A 19,438-nucleotide genomic window follows, 5' to 3' on the forward strand; every position below is an offset into this window, starting at 1 on the left:
CCACGAGGATTCGTGGACGGGCTTCCTCACGGCCGCTGTGACGGCCGCGGCTTGCCGTTACGGCCGTCCGTCACGGCCGTTTCGACGCTCCGTTCTTTGGCGGGGGCAGCGCCTGCTCGGTCCAGATGACCTTGCCGTCCGAGGTGTAGCGGGTGCCCCAGCGGTCCGCGAACTGCGAGACCAGGAACAGCCCTCGGCCGCCCTCGTCCGTCGTCGCCGCGTACCGCAGATGCGGAGAGGTGCTGCTGGTGTCCGAGACCTCGCAGATCAACGTGCGGTCGCACAGCAGCCGCACCCGGATCGGGCCCGTCGTGTAGCGGATCGCGTTGGTGATCAGCTCGCTGAGGATGAGCTCGGTCGTGAACGCCACCTCGCCCATCTTCCACGCCATCAGCTGCCGGGCCACCGCGGCCCGCACCTCGGCGACATGCGCCGGGTCGGAGGGCACCTCCCAGTCGGCGATCCGGCCGGGCTCCAGCACCCGCGTACGGGCCACGATCAACGCGATGTCATCGCTCGGCCGGTCGGGCAGCAGCACGCCCAGCACCGCCGTACAGGTCTCCTCCGGCGTCCGCCCCGGGTGGGACAGGGCCTCGCCCAGCATCTCCAGACCCGTCTCGATGTCCCGGTCGCGCTTCTCGATCAACCCGTCCGTGTAGAGCACCAGCTGACTGCCCTCGGCCAGCTCCAGCTCGGCCGTCTCGAATGGCAGCCCGCCCAGACCCAGCGGCAGCCCGGCCGGCAGATCCGGGAACTTGACGCTCCCGTCGGGGCCCACCACCGCGGGCGGCGGATGACCGGCCCGGGCCATGGTGCAGCGCCGGGTCACCGGATCGTAGATCGCGTACAGACAGGTCGCCCCGGTGATCACCTCAACGCCGCCGTCGGCGCCGTCCAGACCGCCGTGGCCCTCGTCCTCCTCGTCGATCCGGGCGATCAGATCGTCGAGGTGGAAGAGGATCTCGTCGGGCGGCAGATCGAGCGTGGAGAAGTTGTGCACCGCCGTCCGCAGCCGCCCCATCGTCGCCGCCGCGTGCAACCCGTGCCCCACCACATCGCCCACCACCAGCGCCACCCGCGCACCCGGCAGCGGAATCACATCGAACCAGTCACCGCCCACGCCCGACTCGGCGGGCAGATAGCGGTACGCCACATCAAGGGCGTCCTGCTCGGGCAGCACCCGCGGCAGCAGACTGCGCTGAAGCGTTACGGCCATGGTGTGCTCGCGCGTATAGCGGCGGGCGTTGTCGATGCTGACGGCGGCGCGGGTGACCAGTTCCTCGGCGAGGGAGATGTCGTCCTCCTCGAACGGTTCCGGCTTCTCCGCGCGCATGAAGCTGGCCACGCCCAGCACGACGCCCCGGGCCCGCAGCGGGACCGTGATCATCGAGTGGATGCCGTAGTCGACGATCCGCTGGGCCATCTCGGGGTCCTGCTCCTGCCAGCCGCCGAAGTCGCTCAGCACCGGCTCGACGGTCACCGCGCCGCTGCGGAACCCCCGCGCCTGGGGCGAGCTCGGGCCGAACTGGATCAGCATGCCGAGGGGGTAGAGCGGGCCGTCGTCGCTGATGCCGCTGAGGGCCGTACGGCGCAGGGCGGTCCGCCCGCCGTCGGGCCCCGGGTTCGCCGGGAGGGTGGCCCCGCCTGCGATGCCCGCCGCGCCCTCCGGCGGCTCCTCTCCGCGCAGCACCGAGTCCGCGAGGTCCACGGAGACATGGTCGGCGAACCGGGCGACCGCGTACTCCGCCAGCTCCTGGGCGGTGCGCACCACATCCAGCGTGGTGCCGATGGACACCCCCGCGTCGTACAGCAGCTTCAGCCGGTTGCGCGCCAGGTCGACCTTGCCGGACAGCGCGCGCAGCTCGGTGGTGTCGCGCAGGGTGGCGACGCTGCCGGGCGGCCCGCCGTTGAGGTCCGTGGGGCGGTGGCTGACGGACAGCAGCCGCTCGCCCGCCGTGTGCACCTCGTCGGTCGCGGGGCGGCCGGAGGCGAGCAGCGCGGCCGTATGCGGATCGAAGCCGAGCTCGGCCACCGGCCGGCCCTCGGCGTCCGCGGGCAGGTCGAAGAGGCGGCGCGCCTCGTCATTGGCGAGCACCAGCCGGCCGTCGCCGCCGACGATCAGCACACCCTCCCGCACCGCGTGCAGCACCGCGTCATGGTGCTCGTACATCCGCGTCATCTCGGCCGGGTCCAGACCGTGGGTCTGGCGCCGCAGCCGCCGACTCACCAGCGCCGTGCCGGCCGTGGCGAGCGCGAGCGCGGCCGCGGCGGCACCGAAGAGCAGCGGCAGCTGATGATCGGCGGCGCCGCTCACCTTCTTGATGGTGATCCCGGCCGCGACCAGGCCGACGACCTTCCCCTCGCTGTCCTTGACGGGGATCACCGACCGTACGGAGAGGCCCAGGGTGCCCGTGAACGTCTCCGTCACCGTACGGCCCTCCACGGCCGGCCGGATGCTGCCCATGAAGTGCTTGCCGATCCGGTCGGGGTTGGGGTGGGTGTAGCGGATCCCCTGCGGCGACATGGCCACCACGAAGTCGACGCCGGACCCCTTGCGCACCCGCTCGGCGAGCGGCTGCAGCACGGCGGCCGGATCGGCGCTGCGCAGCGCGCGCAGCATGCCCGGGGCGCTCGCGAAACTCTCGGCCACGGCCATCGACCGGTTACGGGCCTCCCGCTCGCTGTCGTACCGCGACTGCAGGACGAGCGCCGCGACGGCGGCGACGACGAGCAGCAGCACCACCCCGACCTGCAGGACGAACACCTGCCCCGCGACCGTGCGCACACCGCGCCCGGGGCGCCGGCGGCGCCGCTCCCGCCGGAGCTCGTGCGCATGCCGCAGCGTGTGCTGCCTGTGCGTCCGGTGCGGGTCCCGCTGATCCCCTTGGTCATTGGGGCCACAGGGGCCATGGGCGTCTTGCTGGTCCCACTTTTCGCGTTGCTTCCGCGCATCGTCCGGTTGCCGCCGGTCCCGATGCTCGCGCCGACCGCGTGGGCGCCATTCGGCCATCGCGCGGGCCATCGGCACCCGTGGTCGACCGACAAGTCCTGCCATGTCGTTATTTCCAGCACCCTCGTCCCGCGGCGAGCGAGCGGCATCCGCCGCCGGCCGGCCGCTCCCGTCCGACATCGCACCTACGCCCCGTCCGCACCCTCCTTCATCGGTCTCGCCGCCTCACCCGTCACCCGCGCATCGTGCGAAACGCACATGGCTGGCCCCCGCTCGCCCGCTTCGAACAACTACCGATCCTGGCCGTGAAGTAACCCTTCCTCCACCAAACTTGCGATCCTCTACAGGATCATGCCCCAACCACCCATGCGTAAATGTCCTGGACAGACCTTGTGCTACAAAGGTCATCTTTACAGTCAACCGGACGGATCAGTCCCGGATCTCCCGGAAAGACCACCGGCGGGTGGTACGTAACACAACGCATCACCCTCATAACGAAGTACCCGGCCCCATGGCCCGAACCGCCCCCGATACGCTGAGGTGGCCCGATGACGCCCGCTCCTCCCCCCACCGCACCACCCGGCCGCGTCCCTGGTCCGCTCCCCCGCCACACCGCCCGTGCCGCTACCCGTCCCACCGCTTGCGCCGCCACCCGTGCGGCTACCCGTCCCACCGCTTGCGCCGCAGCCCGTGCCGCGGCCCGCGCCACCGCCTGTGCCGCCGCCGTGGCGCTGTTGCTCACCGCCTGCGGCCCCGACGGCGACGGGCCCAAGGGATCCCACCACGGTGGCAAAACCGCCCCCGGAGCCGTCCGCACCCCCACCGTGACCGCACCCGTCCCCCACGGCAAGGGCAGTCGGCTGCCCGACGACCTCAACGGCGACGGCTATCCCGAACTCCAACTCCCCGTCGCCTCCGGGAAGGTGGGCCTACCCAGCCGGACCGCCTTCATCCACGGCTCGGCCCACGGTCTCGATCCGGCCACCCGCACCGTGCTCGGCCACAAGGACCTCGGCCTGCCCTCCGAGGACATCACCGTCGCGGGCGCGACCGAGGTGTCCACGGCCGACCTCGACGGCGACGGCTACGCCGATGTGACCACCACCGCGGGCGAGCGACTCGGCAAGCGCGAGACCGCACGCGTCCACGCCACCGTCCGGACCGTCCCCTACATCTCCTGGGGCGGCCCCGGCGGCCCCCGGCAGACCCGGTCCGCGGCCCGCGTCCAGCTGACCGGCCCGCGGGACGGCGTGGATCCCCAGCGCCCCACCGTGGGCGACTTCAACGGCGACGGCCACCACGACCTGGCCCTGGTCCGTGCGGACCGCCGCTCCCTGCTGGTGCTGTACGGACCGTTCAACCGGGCGGGCAAGGCCGCCAGGGCCGTTCCGTACGACAGCCCGCTGCACGAGAAGCGCGGTGAGATCGGCGATCTCGTCGCCGACCGGATCGACGGCCACCGGGCCACCGATCTGGTGGTGCACACCGTCAACGAGGACGAGCAGTCCGCCTCCATACTGCTGACAGCGAGCCGTCATGGCCTCAGTACTACGGGCCGCAAGCTGCGGAAGGGCAACGCGATCACCTTCGGCGACTTCGACGGGGACGGCCAACGGGACGTCGCGGTCGGCGACAGCGGCACCCGCAACACCGAACCGGGCGACGAGACGGAGAAGCCGGACATCGGCAAGACCGTGAGCGTCTACACCAAGGGCGCGGCGCACAGAACGGGTTCCTTCCCGTACCGCTTCAGGATCCCCACGATGTCGGGCGCGCTGGCCGCCGCCGATACCGACGGCAACGGCACCGACGAGCTGGCCGTCTCGCTGGGCCGGGGCGGGGTCGAGCTCCTGACCCTGCGGCCGGGCTCCTCGGCCCGCTCGGGCTCCTCGGAGGGGATCGCCCGCCGCCGCACGCTGACCCGCGCCGTCCCGGCCCGTGTGGACGGCAGAGCGGTCCGCGAGGACGACCGCGCCGCCCGGCTGTACGGCGTCGCGGACTTCGACCACGACGGCAAGGACGAGGTGGTGCTCGCCTGGGGCCGCGGTCTCGCCTTCTCCCGGTACGGCGAGCGGCCCGAGCGCTGGTGGATCACGAACGGGGCGGCGGACAAGGCCGCCTTCACCAGCAAGCCCTTCGCGGCGGACGGCCGGCGGCACGCCGAGCCGGACGGCACGGCGCGGGACCAGTGAGACCACCGGACATCCCACCTGGGGGAAACCCCCCAGGGTCCCCCTAAGGGATGTCACAGCTCGGCCGCAATGACCGGCCTGTCACACAGCTCCCGCACCGCGCCCGCTACGACCGGGTACGTTCGAATGGTGGCTGGATTCAGGATCGGACGCGGACGGAACTCCCACTCCGCGCAACAAGGGCAGCAGCAGCGACCGCAGCAGCAGCCGTACGGGCAGCAGGCCCCGTACGGCGGGCAGCAGCAGCCGCAATGGCAGCGGCCCGCCTCACAGGGAGAGCCGGAGTACTTCGGCGGCCAGGACCCGTACTACGGCCCCGGCCCCGGACAGGGCGGCGGCCCCGGAGGCCAGGGGCAGAGATACACCGACAACGACGCGGGCCATACGCAGGCGTTCAGCGTCGGCGAGGCGCCCGACGCTTACGACCCGTACGGCCAGGGCCAGGCCCCGGGCTCGTACGACGACGGCTACGCGGGACACACCTACCGCGCCGGCTCCTCCACCGTCCCGCCCGCCGGCCCCCGGCTGCGCTGGAAGCAGCTGCTGAGCGGCATCGTGCTGCGCCCGCAGGCCACCTTCTGGCAGATGCGCGACTACACGGTGTGGGGCCCCGCGCTCATCGTGACCTTCGTCTACGGACTGCTGGCGGTCTTCGGCTTCGACGACGCCCGTAAGGACGTCCTCAACGCCCCTATGGCCAACAGCATCCCGTGGATCCTCACCGCGGGCGTCGCCGTGGTGATCAGCGGCCTCATCCTGGGCGCGGTCACCCACACCCTCGCCCGCCAGCTGGGCGGCGACGGCACCTGGGCGCCGACCATCGGCCTGTCGATGCTGATCATGTCGATCACGGACGCGCCGCGGCTGGTGTTCGCGATCTTCCTGGGCGGCGACAGCTCGCTGGTGAAGGTGGTGGGCTGGGCGACCTGGCTGGCGGCGGGCGCGCTGTTCACCTCGATGGTGAGCAAGTCGCACGATCTGCCGTGGCCGAAGGCGCTGGGGGCGTCGGCGATCCAGCTGATCGCGCTGCTGTCGCTGCTGAAGCTGGGCACGCTGTAGAGAACGACGCCCGCAGGTAGAGAACGAGAGAACGAAAAGGGGCCCGCACGACGAGCGGGCCCCTCAATCTCTTCCCTCCGTACGCCTACGCGTCGAGCACTTGCCCCGCACGCCGTACGACGGGCGGCTCGACACTCCACGGGAAGTCGATCCACTCGTCGGTGCGCTTCCAGACGTACTCGCACTTCACCAGCGACTGCGACTTCTCGTAGACCACCGCACTGCGTACCTCGGCCACCGCGTCGAGACAGAAGTCGCGCACGAGCTTCAGCGTCTTGCCGGTGTCCGCGACATCATCGGCGATCAGAACCTTCTTGTCGGAGAAGTCGATCAGCTTCGGCACCGGCGCGAGCATCACGGGCATGTCCAGGGTGGTCCCCACGCCCGTATAGAACTCGACGTTCACCAGGTGAATGTTCTTGCAGTCCAGCGCGTACGCCAGCCCGCCCGCGACGAAGACACCGCCGCGCGCTATGGACAGCACGATGTCGGGCTCGTATCCGTCGTCGGCAATCGTCTGCGCCAACTCCCGGACCGCGACGCCGAAGCGCTCGTACGACAGGTTCTCCCGATGTTCCTGCTGTTCCCGCTGCTCACCCATGCCGCTCACACCTTCGTCCGGTGGAACCGCTGGAACGACCGCGAGGGCGTCGGCCCACGCTGCCCCTGATAGCGGGAGCCGTAGCGCTGCGAGCCGTACGGGTGCTCGGCGGGCGAGGTCAGCCGGAACATGCACAGCTGCCCGATCTTCATCCCCGGCCAGAGCTTGATCGGCAACGTCGCCACATTGGACAGCTCAAGCGTCACATGCCCCGAGAAGCCGGGGTCGATAAAGCCGGCCGTGGAGTGCGTCAGCAGCCCCAGCCGGCCGAGGCTCGACTTCCCCTCCAGCCGCGAGGCGATGTCGTCCGGAAGCGAGACCACCTCGTACGTCGAGGCCAGCACGAACTCGCCGGGGTGCAGGATGAACGCGTCATCACCCTCCGGCTCCACCAGCCGCGTCAGATCGGGCTGCTCCACCGCCGGGTCGATATGTGGATAGCGGTGGTTCTCGAACACCCGGAAAAACCGGTCCAGCCGCACGTCGATACTCGATGGCTGCACCATCGCCGGATCGTACGGATCAACCCGCACCCGCCCGGCGTCGATCTCGGCCCGGATGTCCTTGTCTGAGAGAAGCACGTGGACGAGGATACGCAACCCAAACCCGCCCCCACGGCACAGGCCCGGCCCAACCGGACCGGGCCCTGCCGCCTCTACCGCCTTCTCCGGCTTTCTACCGCTTCTCCAGCCCCACTGGCACCGCATGCCGGAGCCTGGCGCAACGCGGACACCGCAGCAGCCGCCCGGGTCCGATCCGGTCGGCGGTGAGGTGCTGCATCGGGAACGAGGCGGTGCTGAACACATGTCCTTCAGCACAACGGACGACGGTGCGCTCCATTGAGACCCTTCCCCAAGAACGTGGACGGCGTGGACGACAAATGCCACATTAGGGGATCAATCCCCCGCCACTCCACGCGGCACCCAGCACCCCCACCGTACGCCCCAACTCCCGCACCCCAACAACCGCTTCCCTCCCTCCCGCCACCCTCCCCCACCCCCCGAACCCACCCCAAACAGCAAGAAGACCCCACGGCAAATGCAGCGGGGGTCAACCATGGGGTACAGTGTGCGACGATGCGGCGCCAGCGAGCTGGCGCCCTCGCGGGTGTAGTTTAATGGTAGAACATGAGCTTCCCAAGCTCAGAGCGCGGGTTCGATTCCCGTCACCCGCTCCACCACAAAGCCCCAGGCCAGCGGCCCGGGGCTTCTTTGTTGCCCGGAGCTTCTCTCTGCCAGCCCAGGACTCCACATTAATGATCCATGCGATCACACTTGGGCTCAAGCGATCGAGACGCGTCGGGTGTTGTGTGGCGGACGTGGCGCGGGCGTAGGCTCAGCCCAGCGTCCGCAACAACGGCCAGGCTCAATGATGATCGCGCAGACCGCCGCCCAGGAGACGTTTTCGATGACCGAGCAGCCCTCTGCCCCCGACGGGCCCCTGATCCCCATGCCGGCACTCACTCCGGCAGCGCTCCGCACAGCGGTCGCCCAAATCGCCCCCGCCCAGCTGCCGTCGTTCGTCGAGCACCTCGACCGCGCAGTCGAACAAGCCGCCGCCCAGAGCACCATCGCTCCGCTGCGCACCTTCTTGCAGTGGTGGGGCGAGTTCGTCGCCATCCAGCGCTACCCGTCCCGCGCCGCACGACTGCGCGAGCTGGAGGCCGTAGCGGAAGAGGCCACCGACCGCGAGGCCCTTCGCTCCGCACTCTCCGAGATCCGACAGATCACGGACCTGGCCCACCACGAGATCTCCGCGTGAGCGATACCTGGACTTGGGACTACGACCCCGACGCCGCGGAGGGCAGCCGCTGGCAACGTCGCGGCGGTCAGCAGCCTGACGAGTGAGCTGAAGCGGACGACCGCATCTCCATGCGCACGAGAGGGACGAACACGTACCGTAGGGCGCACAGCGGACCTGGCCGATCCTTACTGGAGACCGCGATGACCACGCAGCCCGAACATCCGATGCACGACATCGCCGACAGTGATCCGGAAGGCCACCGCATCGCCCAGCCGGCGAGCACACCTGAGGAACTGCGCGCTGCGCTTGCGCTGATCGCCCCAGACGCACTGCCGACATTCGATGCCGAGCGCGCTGCGGCGCTCCGGCAGTCCCGGGAGCAGGTGAGCGCGGCACCCATGCGTCGCTTCGTCGGGCAGTGGGCCGTCTACGTCGCCATCGAGCGCCACCCGGACCGAGCCGCCCGCCTCCGGGCGTTGGAAGCCCGGGCGGCCGAGACCGACGATATCCACGAAGCTCGCGAACTTGCGGCGGAGATCGGTCGCATCCTTGACACAGCATGCGCTGAAGCCGGCATCGACCAGGAGCAGGGAGCAGCGTGAGCGACCGGGACCCATGGCGTTGGGAGTATGACCCGGACGCCGAGCACGTGGTGTCGGGTCTGCCTCCGCAAGCGGTCGCCGAGGTTGAACGCCTTGCGGGAGAGATGGTTGCACTGGCCAAGGTCGGCGTTGGACGTCACGGATCTCGGTCAAGGACCGCGAAAAGGCGTGCCGGGCGGAGTGCGGCGCATCCCCCTGCTCGTCGACGGCTGGTTCTACGCGCTGCCCCTCCCCCGTCTGCGCCTCATCGCGATCACGCGAGTGATCCCCCCATTCTCCGATCTTTAGCGGGGTGAACAGATCTCGCTGCGAGGGACTGGACCCCGGCGCGGACTGGTCGGCAGTGCGTCCGGTTCCGCACCAGAAACGCACCAGATAGAGCGGTCAACAGCGGTCGATGACGGGTATTGCGGCGGGCATACCAGCTCGCCGCCAGCGCTTGTTTACACTGGTCAGCGGCATGATCAGCGGCGAATTCCCTGTGATTCCCAAGCTCAGAGCGCGGGTTCGATTCCCGTCACCCGCTCCATACGAAAGCCCCAGGCCAGCGGCCCGGGGCTTGTTTCTTGTCCAGACCCCTCCGGGGTCGCCGTGCCCTCCGCGTGCCCGATCCGCACCAGATCCGCGACGTCGGTGCGCACCGCGGCCCGCACCAGGGCTGTGGGCATGAGCAGGTATGCAGCGGCGAAGCCGTACGTACTGCCGACATCGCTCACCGCACTGGACGGACCGACGACCGGCACCGCCATGCTCCCCCGCCAAATCGACTGGAGACCGCACTACGTCTACGACTTGGCCGACGAAGCCGACTTCCGGCTCATGTACGAGCGTGTCATCCGCGAGGCCCGATCGTGTGACGACCTCAACACTCACCTAAATGCGACGTCCTTGGGGCAGGTGTGGCGGGAACTGTTTCTTCCCCGCACAGTCAAAGCGGCTTGGGAAGCCCGCTTCCCCGAACTCCGTGAATCCGGCACGACGACATCTCCCACGTCGGCTACGCCAACAGCTCACGCCCTAAATGACCGAGACCCGGCATCGGTCGCCGGGCCGGTGAGCGCGCGGCTCGACGAGTGCGACATCAGACCTACTCGCAGCGGTTTCGGCCTTCTTCTCAGGAGACGGTCAGGACGGGGTGAACTCGTATTGGAGCTCGTAGAGGTGGCCGGCCTTGGCCATGACAGTGGCCTCGATGGGGCGCTCGTCGTCGCTGTACACCACCCGGAGCGTCCGCAGCACGGGCAGATTCCCGGGCAGCCCGAGCACCGTGTACTGCTCCTGGGTCGGCACGCGGGCGGACACCTTGTCGACACTGATGCGGGGCGGATAGCCCAGCTCCGCCAGGAGCGCCGGAGTACCGCCCTTGATCTTGCGGCGGTCCATCATCGCCGTCCCGCGGGCCAGCTCCAGCGGGTAGTAGGACTTCACCAGCTCCACCGGCTCGTCATCCATGAGCAGCACCTGCGCCCGCAACAGCGCCATGCCGTCCGCCGGAAGCCGCAGTTCCTCGGCGACATCGGCGGGCGGCCGGACCTCGGCGACGTCCAGGAGTCGGCTGCTGCCGCGCGTCCGCCGATTGGCGGCCTCGCTGATCCACCGGTACGGCTGGCCGGGCGCGGCCGGGGCCATGTACGAGGCGGGGCGCATGGTGCGCTGCCGGTGCTCGCGTACGGTGACGGCCGCTCCAGCGCGGCCGACCGCCAGGCCCTCGTCCTTCAGCAGCTGCAGCGCTTTCTGCACGGTCGCATTCGAGGCGTCGAATCGTTCCTTGAGCTGCGCGGTCGAGGGCAGGCTCGCGCCGGGCCGAAGGTCGCCCGACATGATCTCGTCCCGCAGATCGGCGGCGATCCGCTCGTGCAGCGAGCGCCGGTCGACGGCATCCTGTTCAGCCTTGGGCACGATCATCCCATCGTGAGTTCGTAGCGGAGACGCTGCCGGTGGGCGGGCATGGTGATCAGGTCGGCCTGGATGGCCCGCTTGTCCCCGTCGAGGACGACACGCTCCAGCCGCAGCACGGGCTCGCCGGGGCCGGCCTGCAACAGCTCGCGCTCTTCCTCATCCGGCATCCGGGCCGTCACATCCTCCTGCACGCGCCGCCCTACGTACCCCAGTTCGGCGAGCAGGGCCACCGCCCCGCCACGGATCTTCGCAGTGCCCGCGAGCGCGGTTCCTGCCGCGATGTGGGCCGGGTAGTAGGAGTCGGTCAGCTCGCACGGCTGCTCATCCAGGTACATGATCCTCCGCCGCACGACGACCTGCTCCCCCTCCGCAAGCCCGAGCAGCCGGACCACCACACCCGAGGCGGGCACCTCCCCAGCCCCCACGATCCGCTGTGTGCCCCGGCGGCCCCGCGCCGCGGCCTCCTGCCCCCATACGTCACCCTGCCCTCCGGCAGCCGGCCGCAGATAAGGCATCGAGGTACTGACCCACGCGTCGCCAAGCACCGAACCCCTCCTCAAGCTTGATCGGACTCGCCAACCTTGCCGCTTTACACAGTAAGCGACCCCATGGCCACCACCCGCGAGACTACCTTGCCACCTTTCGTGAATAGCAATAAGGTGATGCCAATCTCACAGCAAGCTCTGAGGCGGTGACCGGCCGTGCACTTGACGGGCCAACAGTTGTTCACGCGGCGCAAGCCATCCATCCAGGCAAGCCGACAGTTCGTGACCCGAACACTCTCCGAGTGGGGCTACGTCGACCGGTTACACGAGATCGAACTGTGCGTATCGGAACTCGCCACCAACGCACTCCTCCACGGAGTGCCGCCGGGTCGGCTGTTCCGAGTGCGCGTCGAGGCCACCGAGGAAGAAGTACGCATCGAGGTACGCGACTCCGGCTCCGGTCGCCCCATCTCCCAAGCCCCGCGCCCTGACAACGAACGCGGCCGCGGCCTGCTCCTCGTAAACGAACTCGCGGACGCCTGGGGCGACATCGAGCACACCGTGGGCAAAACGGTCTGGTTCACCGTCAAGTCGACGCCAGCCATGGGGCACGCCGAATGACACCCCGCCCCGACCGCAATGACGGCCGGGACCTGGACCAGCTCCACCGCGATGAGATCACCGTGGCCATAAACTGGGTGATCCGCACCTGCCAGGACATCATCCGCGAGTGCAGCCACAAGACCTTCTGGGTCCCGACCGGAACCAGTACCGGCACAGCCCCGATGACGGACCACCTCATCCAGTCGGCCCGCACCGACGTGCTCAACAAGCTCCAGCACCAGATCAACGGAGCCGAGAGCATCATCAGCATCGCCGAGCACGAACGCGCCAAGCGTCAGTTTTAGACGCCAAGCGCAAGCAGTGAGTTACAACCTTCTCTACGGGTTCAAGTCGGCTCGCTCCGCTCGCCGCGCGCGGCCCGGCCCCCGGCCGGGCCTGATGCGGTCAGCTGAAGACTTCGAGACTCCGAACAATGGCGCAAGCTGGCGCAGCGTCAAGTTGGTTCGCCAGTAGTTCGTAACCAGTAGCACCCGGACCTCCAGCGGCATGCCCCACGGCCGACCGCGACGTGCAGTGCCAGCGCCTTGGCGCCGCACAAAGGTCACCAACTTGCCGAACTGACGTGGGCTCAGCCCGCTGAAGGGAACTATCCAAGACGGCGTCGACGCCGTGATCACACCAGCCACGCTGTGATCATTTCAGCCCGGATCCTCCTGCGTGGCGGTGTCCATTTCCCTCGCCCATCGTCGGCTCCAGGCGTCCAGCGGACTCAGCGCCTCGACGAGGTCCCGCCCGAGCTGCGTGAGGTGGTAGCCGCCTTCGTGCAGGGCGAGTAGGCGGGCGTCGGTCAGCTCGTCGAGCCGTGTGCTCAGCACGCTGGAGGACATGTGCGCGCATCGGCGCTGCAGTTCACGGAAGCCTGCCGGCGCTTGACTCAGCTCCCACACGATGCGCATCGTCCAGCGCCGCCCGAGCAGATCAAGTACGGCCATGACCGGGCGGCCCGACTCGGACCCTCGTACCGGTGCACCGGGCCGCGGTGCTCTGGCTTCCATACCCACTCCTTGCGCTTCGATTCTCGAAGCATCATAGTGATTCGAAAATCGAAGCAGGAGGCGCCGCATGCCGCGCATCGAACCGCTCAACCCGCCCTATCCCGTCGCCGTCGACCGATCGCTCCGCCGATGGATGCCGCCGGATGTACCACACGAGCCACTCACCCTGTTCCGGGTACTCCACCGCAATCCCGAACTGGCCTCACGCATGTTCTCCTTGGGCGCCGGCCTGCTGGGCCACGGACTCCTCCCCGCCATGGACCGCGAGATCGTCATCGCCCGAGTGACCGCACGCACCGGCTGTGCCTACGAGTGGGGCGTGCACGCCGCGACCCTCGCACAGCAGGCCGGACTCAGCCTGGAACAGCTCCGCGCAACCACTCACACCAACGCAACCGTCACCGCCGCGTGGTTGCCACACCAGTCGGCGCTGCTCGACGCAGTCGACGAACTGCACGACGCTGCCCAACTCTCGCAGCCCACCTGGGACACCCTGCGCATCCACTACGAGGACGCTCAGCTACTCGAACTCCTCGTCCTGATCGGCTGGTACCGAACCATCAGCTATCTGGCCAATGGTCTCCTGATCGAAGAGGAATCCTGGGCCACTCGGTTCCCCGCGTCGTAGCAACACCCCGCTCGTGCCCGACCGTTGCGCAACATTGCGGGACAGCCCTTAGAAAAATCAAAAGTCTCCACGCTTCCCCCTGTTTGACTCCGCTACCAACCGCTCCTACTCACGGCAGGGCGACACTGATCGCCTCAGGTTGACCGTCCCAGACCACCCATACTTCGCCCGGCAAGGGGTTACCAAACGTGGGGGCCATCAGGAACTGCACGGACTCACCTGGGCGTACCGTGGCATTCTCGGGCATATTGCGAACGATGGGAGTCGCTCGGTCGCGATCAACATGCACGCCTGTCGCCGTGGCGACTCCCACGTTCCGGAGCAAGTAGGAATGTCTCCCTCGCCGCTCCAAGGCCCACAGGACTTCACCAGGCCCAGACGCACCAACGGTCGTAGGGGGCGCCGCTGTGAGGCCACGCTCGGCCAGCAGACGCAGAGCCTCAGCAAGGCTGTCCTCAACGGCAACCGCCCTTCGCTGCGCTGCCTCGACCTGCTCCTGACTCGCGATGTTCGCTTCGTCCGCGATACGGGCCTGCCTGCGTGACTGGACGTAGGTCATCACTGAGATGCCAAGGGTGATCAGAACACCCACCCATGTAGCGACGTCTCCGGGTTCCATATCGGCACGCTACTTTCACCGAGGGAGCGTCGTGCCACAACGCTGAACTTCGTCCGCAGCGTCTGCAAGTGCCGGTCCCCTCACTTCGCCTTCGCCTTCGTCTTCGTCTTCGTCTTCGTCTTCGTCTTCGCCTGGGAAGGAGTCAGCAGCCGGCCCCGTGGGCAACCGTCTCAGTTGCCGTCTCATTCAACCCGTTCACGTCCGTTCAGGCAGGACCCAGCCTGGCCCGCCGACTGGTGGGCGACCGCCGCTGAACGCAGGTGAACGGCCCTGTTCGACGCTCCGGTGTCCTCCAACACAGTTGGAAAGCGTGTTGGCACTTACAGCAGGCTGCCCCAGGTATGGCAGTCGGCAGGCTCCCCTCACTTGCCCGGCTCGAACGGAACGGCTCCATCAGCAGCGGGGCTACGCCAACCTCGATCGAAAGCAACCGTTCAAGAAGCAGAGCTCATTTGCGTCCGCTAGCGGGCGCCTTGATTTCAGGGCATTCCTTTTTCGCACGCTCCGGGTCATGAACATCCCAGTAGCGACAATTCTGCAAGAGGATCAATTGATCACCCGCCGCTTCAAGGGACTTCGCTGCACTCCTCATGTTTTCTTTATCTTTTCGAAGCGTCTCGCGGGTCGAATTGAATGTCTGAGTACTGAAATGAAGAACCAATGCCGTCACCGCACCCAATACTACAGGAATGGAAATTTGCCCCACTCGGAGTAACCGTTTCGAGGTCGGTTCAAAGTCGCCTTGCCCGGCCCTTTTGACTGGCGTCTCGAGCATAGAGGCAACTCTGAGGGCTACATCGCACTCAGAGCCGTCTACCAAAACCGAGAGTTCGAGAACCTGCCGCTTGGAGATCAACCCAGGATGAATCCTAAGCTCGCTTCCACTGTGCGACGTCTCAATAGGCGCGGCCGTGACGGGCTGGACCCGTGACTCCAACACAGAAACCACGGGAACTCCGAAATCAAACACCAAAGAATTCTCGGCATTGACGAGGTCGGAACTCTGCACGTCTCGACGCCCGGCGTTTTTGATAAGCAACTCCACCAGCCGCGGTTCACTCAGGACGCTCTGGCCGTGAGTCACGCTGATTGCTGTTGCCGGGTTAACGTCCCGGAGGAGGGTTACGTTGACGTGTTGGCGCCATATGAGACGCCGTCTAGGGTTCACACTGCGCAACGTCGCCCAAGCTGCTGAAACCGCCACAAGAACTGTCACAATGACCGTGATAACGGTGTTCCAGAAATCGTTGGACCCGATGTAGCTTTCTGCGGAAATCAACGTTCGCCCCGGACACAATTAGGCGGGCCACTGCCCCGCGCAGATATTCGTTACTCAAGTGAAGCAGGGTCGTCAGAAGGAGGACTGGCCATTGTCCCCTCTCGTAGCCAAGCTGAGACCTTGACCACTTCCTATGCCGGGCGCGACGAGGCGCCCTGAAGGGGGCCAGGGCGGCGGACAACGGCCGTGCCAGATGCGTGCCAGATCGAGCGGTGAACCACGGTCAATCCTGGCTACCAGGATCCAAGATCGCACCATGACCTGTTTGCGCAGGTCGGCGCAGTGATCGTTCCCAAACCACCCGTGATTCCCAAGCTCAGAGCGCAGGTTCGATTCCCGTCACCCGCTCCACCACAAAGCCCCAGGCCAGCGGCCCGGGGCTTCTTTGTTGCCCGGAGCTTCTCTCTGCCAGCCCAGGACTCCACATTAATGATCCATGCGATCACACTTGGGCTCAAGCGATCGAGACGCGTCGGGTGTTGTGTGGCGGACGTGGCGCGGGCGTAGGCTCAGCCCAGCGTCCGCAACAACGGCCAGGCTCAATGATGATCGCGCAGACCGCCGCCCAGGAGACGTTTTCGATGACCGAGCAGCCCTCTGCCCCCGACGGGCCCCTGATCCCCATGCCGGCACTCACTCCGGCAGCGCTCCGCACAGCGGTCGCCCAAATCGCCCCCGCCCAGCTGCCGTCGTTCGTCGAGCACCTCGACCGCGCAGTCGAACAAGCCGCCGCCCAGAGCACCATCGCTCCGCTGCGCACCTTCTTGCAGTGGTGGGGCGAGTTCGTCGCCATCCAGCGCTACCCGTCCCGCGCCGCACGACTGCGCGAGCTGGAGGCCGTAGCGGAAGAGGCCACCGACCGCGAGGCCCTTCGCTCCGCACTCTCCGAGATCCGACAGATCACGGACCTGGCCCACCACGAGATCTCCGCGTGAGCGATACCTGGACTTGGGACTACGACCCCGACGCCGAGCACGTCGTAGGTGGCCTGCCCCAGGAAGTCGTGGCCGAGGTAGAGCGCTTGGCTGATCAGCTGACCGTCCTGGGCCGCGACGCCGTCGACGTCGGCCGCGGAAGCCTTCACGGCGGAGGTCTGCGGACACAGGACATTTTCGGGGGACGAGGCTTCTTCATGTTCATGGCACTGGAACGCCTCGAGCTGATTGTGATCACCCGCGTCACATGGCTCGGCTGATCAACGGCTCCGGCGCAAGCCTGCATGCGATCGGCCCCCTGGCTGCCGCGAGGTGAGCCAGGGCAGGGGCACCTGGGCGCAGCCCGGGCGGAGTAGCGTCCACCGCACCAGATGCGCACCGGAAACGGCGGTCAACAGCGGTCAATGACGGGTACTGGGGCGGTCTCCCAACCAGTCGACAGCACCCGATGACGCAGGTCAGCAACGCACTCAGGGTGATCACCCAGTGATTCCCAAGCTCAGAGCGCGGGTTCGATTCCCGTCACCCGCTCCACCACAAAGCCCCAGGCCAGCGGCTCGGGGCTTCTTCGTTGTCCAGACCTCTCCAGGGTCGCCGTGCCCTCCACGTGCCCCATCTCGCCAAGAACCGCCGGCACCGCTCCCAGGTGCTCAGCATCCACGACACGAGCACTACCCAACATCGGTGTACCGGTGAGCGCGGCAGGAGGTCAGGTGGAGAACTTCGCCACCAGCCAGGCAGTGCCGCCGCCCAGTCGGGCGGAGAAGCGGCGCAGTCCGCCGTCGGCGTCGATCCAGTAGCGGGTGCGGCCCGGTGGGGTGCGGGCCGCACCCGGGGAGGTGGATCGGGACGCGGTGATGGACGGGCCGGCGAAGACCGTGACGGGGACGCCTCCTGCTTTCTCCTTTCCAAGGCGGCGTGCACCGCTGTGGAGCAGCAGTTGGGCGTTGTCCGGTCGGTCGGCGGCCAGGTTGAGCAGCAGGAGCAGGGCGGTGTCGACGGTGGACGTCTCGGTGGTGAGCGAGCGTTGGGTCCAGCCGTGGCGGGGTGGGTGCGCGGGGAGGGGGCCGGTCCAGTTGTGCTGGATGGAGACGGTGGTGCGGTCCCAGCGCAGTAGGTGCCGTCCGTGTTCCAGGACACCGCCGTTGCCCTGGAGGATGGCGAGTCCGGTTGAGCGGCGCCAGTCGAGGCGGCCGGTGAGCCCGGCGGAGTGTCCTTGGACCGGGATGTCAGCCGTGACCTTGGCGGCACCGCGCCGGTAGTTGGTGAACCGGGTGACGGCGAGCAGTTCGGCCTGCGGGGTGGTCAGTGCGGGGGCGGTGGTGGCGGAGACCGGGGCAGACGGCTTTTCCTGAGTGCACGCTGTGCCGCCGAGCAGGGCCAGGAGGGTGAGCGCGATGCCGCGGGCCGAAACCGCCGCAGGAGTGCGTCGGTGTGGTGGTCTCATCGTGCGGACGCGCCTTCCCGGGGGCCTGCGGCAAGCAGGTCCGGGGCGGGGAGCGCTACGCGGTCGGGGTGTACGTCGCCGGGCAGATGGAGGGCGGGGGTGGCGGGCGCGGTTCGCGCGTGCGGGAGTTGTGGCTGGGCAGGCGGAGGGGCGACGTCGAGGAAAGCGATTCCGGCCGGGGGTGGGGCGGTGCGGGTGCGTGGCGCCGTGGCGGAGGTCTCGCTGTTTCCCTTGGGGCAGCGCGCGGTGTGGGGAAGGTCTTCCGGAAGGGTGCGGTGCAGGGTGTTTCCGCGCAGGCAGTTGCCCTGGCCGCGGGCTCGGGCGGACGCCTGGTAGGTGATGTCGACCGCGTTCGCGGACAGGGTGTTGTCCTCCAGCCTGTTGCCCAGAGGAGGTACGTCCTCGTGGGAGGCGAGCACGATGCCGGCGCGTGGGTTTCCGCTGACGCGGTTGCGCAGGAGCGCGTTGTGCTGCCCGCCCGCGATGCCGATCCCGATCCCGAAACCGCCGTCCGCCTGCTCGGGTGTGTCGGGGGCGTCGTTGTCGGAGATCAGGTTGCCGGCGACCACGCCGCCCGTTTGCGGTACGTAGGCTTCCTGATAGTCGGTGTTGACCGTCAGTCCGACCCGGTTGCGGGTGAAGCGGTTGCGCAGCACCCAGATGGGTCCGCTGGCATTGGTGCCCTCATAACCGATGGCGTTGTGGTCGGCGATGTTGTCCTGGACGAGTACGCGGCAGGGCTTGCACTGGCCCACGTAGAGGCCGGAGTCGGCGCTGCCCGAGGCGTAATTGCGCTCCAGCACGCCGTGCCGGGCATTGAACGCGTAGATGCCGTAGAGGCCGTTGGCATGGGCGGTGACGTAGCGCACCCGGAAGCCGTCGAGGGGAGGGAAGCGGGCCGGATCGAGGTGCTGGTAGCCGTCGCTGCCGCGGGCCAGTCCGCCGTCGGCGTCGCTCATACCGGTCACCAGGACTCCGTTGAGGAGGTGGTTGCGGACGGTCAGGTTCTCCACCGAGACGCCTGCGGCGGTGACCACCACGCCGTTGGAGCGTCTGCCCTGGCCGTCGATGATGACGCGGTTGCGGTCGGTGCCCCGGAGCACCACGCGGTCGGTGCGCACCCGGACGCTCTCGTGGTACACGCCGGGCGAGACGAGCACCAGGTCTCCGGGGCGCGCCCGGGCGAGGGCGGTGTTGATCGTGGCCGCCTGTGCCGGCACCCGGATGGTGGCAGGGCTGGTCGAGCGGGCAGGGGCGTGGTCGGCTGTGCCGGGGGACCCTCCCGAGCAGCCGCCGCACAAGAGCACGGCGGCGGCCAGCGCTGCAACGCGCCAACGAGCCCCTGCTGGGCGGGAGATGAGCGGCATCATGCGAGGTTTC

The 19,438-nt window shown here is 68.2% G+C and carries 20 protein-coding genes, 1 tRNA gene and 1 pseudogene; 10 read left to right on the forward strand and 12 right to left on the reverse strand.

The annotated features are described in order from the left end of the window. Positions 1–70: 70 nt before the first annotated feature. On the reverse strand, positions 71–2,842 hold the full coding sequence (locus ABZU99_RS23140; RefSeq protein ID WP_356046032.1) for a SpoIIE family protein phosphatase: 2,772 nt from the start codon (positions 2,840–2,842) through the stop codon (positions 71–73). A gap of 833 nt (positions 2,843–3,675) precedes the next feature. On the opposite strand from ABZU99_RS23140, the gene ABZU99_RS23145 reads away from it, so the two are divergent. Beyond that, complete coding sequence (locus ABZU99_RS23145; protein ID WP_355942370.1) at positions 3,676–5,142, forward strand: VCBS repeat-containing protein; 1,467 nt, start codon at positions 3,676–3,678, stop codon at positions 5,140–5,142. A 126-nt stretch (positions 5,143–5,268) separates the two neighbouring features. Beyond that, a complete protein-coding gene (locus ABZU99_RS23150; protein WP_356045878.1) occupies positions 5,269–6,201 on the forward strand; it encodes a Yip1 family protein in 933 nt (310 codons plus the stop codon). An 85-nt stretch (positions 6,202–6,286) separates the two neighbouring features. On the opposite strand, the gene ABZU99_RS23155 is transcribed toward ABZU99_RS23150, so the two are convergent. Continuing rightward, the gene (locus tag ABZU99_RS23155) at positions 6,287–6,802 is read right to left on the reverse strand and encodes a phosphoribosyltransferase (RefSeq protein WP_356045880.1); all 516 of its coding nucleotides are present in this window, start codon (positions 6,800–6,802) and stop codon (positions 6,287–6,289) included. 5 nt (positions 6,803–6,807) lie between these two features. Beyond that, positions 6,808–7,383 carry a dCTP deaminase gene (gene dcd, locus ABZU99_RS23160; protein ID WP_355942379.1) on the reverse strand — a complete coding sequence of 192 codons (576 nt, stop codon included), beginning with the start codon at positions 7,381–7,383 and terminating at the stop codon, positions 6,808–6,810. A 522-nt stretch (positions 7,384–7,905) separates the two neighbouring features. Here dcd and ABZU99_RS23165 point away from each other — a divergent pair. From ABZU99_RS23165 to ABZU99_RS23175, 3 genes are all read left to right on the forward strand, one after another. Continuing rightward, positions 7,906–7,979 (forward strand) — tRNA-Gly (locus ABZU99_RS23165). 230 nt (positions 7,980–8,209) lie between these two features. Continuing rightward, positions 8,210–8,563 carry a hypothetical protein gene (locus tag ABZU99_RS23170; RefSeq protein WP_356045882.1) on the forward strand — a complete coding sequence of 118 codons (354 nt, stop codon included), beginning with the start codon at positions 8,210–8,212 and terminating at the stop codon, positions 8,561–8,563. Between the two features lie 182 nt (positions 8,564–8,745). Next, on the forward strand, positions 8,746–9,147 hold the full coding sequence (locus ABZU99_RS23175) for a DUF6247 family protein (protein ID WP_356045884.1): 402 nt from the start codon (positions 8,746–8,748) through the stop codon (positions 9,145–9,147). Between the two features lie 494 nt (positions 9,148–9,641). On the opposite strand, the gene ABZU99_RS23180 is transcribed toward ABZU99_RS23175, so the two are convergent. The 3 genes from ABZU99_RS23180 to ABZU99_RS23190 all read right to left on the reverse strand — a co-directional run bounded on the left by ABZU99_RS23180 (position 9,642) and on the right by ABZU99_RS23190 (position 11,591). Continuing rightward, a complete protein-coding gene (locus ABZU99_RS23180) occupies positions 9,642–9,890 on the reverse strand; it encodes a hypothetical protein (protein ID WP_356045886.1) in 249 nt (82 codons plus the stop codon). Positions 9,891–10,272: 382 nt separating this feature from the next. Next, positions 10,273–11,052: a GntR family transcriptional regulator gene (locus ABZU99_RS23185; RefSeq protein ID WP_355942403.1), complete on the reverse strand. Its 780-nt coding sequence runs from the start codon at positions 11,050–11,052 to the stop codon at positions 10,273–10,275. Further along, positions 11,049–11,591, reverse strand: a complete 543-nt coding sequence (locus ABZU99_RS23190) for a UTRA domain-containing protein (RefSeq protein ID WP_355942406.1) — start codon at positions 11,589–11,591, stop codon at positions 11,049–11,051. Before ABZU99_RS23190 ends, ABZU99_RS23185 begins: the two co-directional genes overlap by 4 nt. Positions 11,592–11,747: 156 nt before the next feature. Between ABZU99_RS23190 and ABZU99_RS23195 the strand changes: the two genes are divergently transcribed. Together ABZU99_RS23195 and ABZU99_RS23200 are read left to right on the forward strand one after the other, a co-directional pair. Next, complete coding sequence (locus ABZU99_RS23195) at positions 11,748–12,152, forward strand: ATP-binding protein (RefSeq protein WP_355942409.1); 405 nt, start codon at positions 11,748–11,750, stop codon at positions 12,150–12,152. Beyond that, positions 12,149–12,439 (forward strand): hypothetical protein, encoded by a 291-nt coding sequence (locus ABZU99_RS23200; protein ID WP_356045889.1) that lies wholly within the window; start codon positions 12,149–12,151, stop codon positions 12,437–12,439. The genes ABZU99_RS23195 and ABZU99_RS23200 overlap by 4 nt, the downstream gene beginning before the upstream one ends. Before the next feature lie 93 nt (positions 12,440–12,532). Here the strand turns inward: ABZU99_RS23200 and ABZU99_RS23205 are convergent. Continuing rightward, positions 12,533–12,781: pseudogene (locus ABZU99_RS23205) on the reverse strand (transposase family protein); the annotation flags it as partial. Between the two features lie 12 nt (positions 12,782–12,793). Next, positions 12,794–13,150, reverse strand: coding sequence for a helix-turn-helix domain-containing protein (locus tag ABZU99_RS23210; protein ID WP_355942414.1), 357 nt, complete (start codon positions 13,148–13,150; stop codon positions 12,794–12,796). A 67-nt stretch (positions 13,151–13,217) separates the two neighbouring features. Here ABZU99_RS23210 and ABZU99_RS23215 point away from each other — a divergent pair, with 67 nt between their 5' ends. Beyond that, positions 13,218–13,778: a carboxymuconolactone decarboxylase family protein gene (locus ABZU99_RS23215; RefSeq protein ID WP_355942417.1), complete on the forward strand. Its 561-nt coding sequence runs from the start codon at positions 13,218–13,220 to the stop codon at positions 13,776–13,778. A gap of 1,067 nt (positions 13,779–14,845) precedes the next feature. Here the strand turns inward: ABZU99_RS23215 and ABZU99_RS23220 are convergent. Next, positions 14,846–15,676, reverse strand: coding sequence for a hypothetical protein (locus ABZU99_RS23220; protein ID WP_356045892.1), 831 nt, complete (start codon positions 15,674–15,676; stop codon positions 14,846–14,848). 581 nt (positions 15,677–16,257) lie between these two features. Here ABZU99_RS23220 and ABZU99_RS23225 point away from each other — a divergent pair. Beyond that, positions 16,258–16,611: a hypothetical protein gene (locus ABZU99_RS23225; RefSeq protein ID WP_356045882.1), complete on the forward strand. Its 354-nt coding sequence runs from the start codon at positions 16,258–16,260 to the stop codon at positions 16,609–16,611. Then, positions 16,608–16,871, forward strand: a complete 264-nt coding sequence (locus ABZU99_RS23230; RefSeq protein ID WP_356045894.1) for a hypothetical protein — start codon at positions 16,608–16,610, stop codon at positions 16,869–16,871. Before ABZU99_RS23225 ends, ABZU99_RS23230 begins: the two co-directional genes overlap by 4 nt. A 239-nt stretch (positions 16,872–17,110) precedes the next feature. Here the strand turns inward: ABZU99_RS23230 and ABZU99_RS23235 are convergent, their stop codons facing one another. Genes ABZU99_RS23235 through ABZU99_RS23245 form a run of 3 tightly spaced genes read right to left on the reverse strand, consistent with a single transcriptional unit; the run spans position 17,111 to position 19,428 of the window. After that, complete coding sequence (locus ABZU99_RS23235; protein WP_356045896.1) at positions 17,111–17,272, reverse strand: hypothetical protein; 162 nt, start codon at positions 17,270–17,272, stop codon at positions 17,111–17,113. A gap of 48 nt (positions 17,273–17,320) precedes the next feature. Further along, positions 17,321–18,058 carry a hypothetical protein gene (locus ABZU99_RS23240; protein WP_356045898.1) on the reverse strand — a complete coding sequence of 246 codons (738 nt, stop codon included), beginning with the start codon at positions 18,056–18,058 and terminating at the stop codon, positions 17,321–17,323. After that, positions 18,055–19,428 (reverse strand): right-handed parallel beta-helix repeat-containing protein, encoded by a 1,374-nt coding sequence (locus ABZU99_RS23245; protein WP_356045900.1) that lies wholly within the window; start codon positions 19,426–19,428, stop codon positions 18,055–18,057. Before ABZU99_RS23245 ends, ABZU99_RS23240 begins: the two co-directional genes overlap by 4 nt. Positions 19,429–19,438 lie beyond the last annotated feature (10 nt).

It is taken from the genome of Streptomyces sp. NPDC005266 (assembly GCF_040607655.1).
Lineage (GTDB): Bacteria > Actinomycetota > Actinomycetes > Streptomycetales > Streptomycetaceae > Streptomyces.

What these genes read in the sequence shown, in the direction of transcription:
- ABZU99_RS23150 (WP_356045878.1), top strand. Translation starts at nt 5,269, where the DNA reads ATGGTGGCTGGATTCAGGATCGGACGCGGACGGAACTCCCACTCCGCG.
- ABZU99_RS23155 (WP_356045880.1), bottom strand. Translation starts at nt 6,802, where the DNA reads ATGGGTGAGCAGCGGGAACAGCAGGAACATCGGGAGAACCTGTCGTAC.
- ABZU99_RS23170 (WP_356045882.1), top strand. Translation starts at nt 8,210, where the DNA reads ATGACCGAGCAGCCCTCTGCCCCCGACGGGCCCCTGATCCCCATGCCG.
- ABZU99_RS23175 (WP_356045884.1), top strand. Translation starts at nt 8,746, where the DNA reads ATGACCACGCAGCCCGAACATCCGATGCACGACATCGCCGACAGTGAT.
- ABZU99_RS23185 (WP_355942403.1), bottom strand. Translation starts at nt 11,052, where the DNA reads ATGATCGTGCCCAAGGCTGAACAGGATGCCGTCGACCGGCGCTCGCTG.
- ABZU99_RS23200 (WP_356045889.1), top strand. Translation starts at nt 12,149, where the DNA reads ATGACACCCCGCCCCGACCGCAATGACGGCCGGGACCTGGACCAGCTC.
- ABZU99_RS23210 (WP_355942414.1), bottom strand. Translation starts at nt 13,150, where the DNA reads ATGGAAGCCAGAGCACCGCGGCCCGGTGCACCGGTACGAGGGTCCGAG.
- ABZU99_RS23215 (WP_355942417.1), top strand. Translation starts at nt 13,218, where the DNA reads ATGCCGCGCATCGAACCGCTCAACCCGCCCTATCCCGTCGCCGTCGAC.
- ABZU99_RS23225 (WP_356045882.1), top strand. Translation starts at nt 16,258, where the DNA reads ATGACCGAGCAGCCCTCTGCCCCCGACGGGCCCCTGATCCCCATGCCG.
- ABZU99_RS23240 (WP_356045898.1), bottom strand. Translation starts at nt 18,058, where the DNA reads ATGAGACCACCACACCGACGCACTCCTGCGGCGGTTTCGGCCCGCGGC.
- ABZU99_RS23245 (WP_356045900.1), bottom strand. Translation starts at nt 19,428, where the DNA reads ATGATGCCGCTCATCTCCCGCCCAGCAGGGGCTCGTTGGCGCGTTGCA.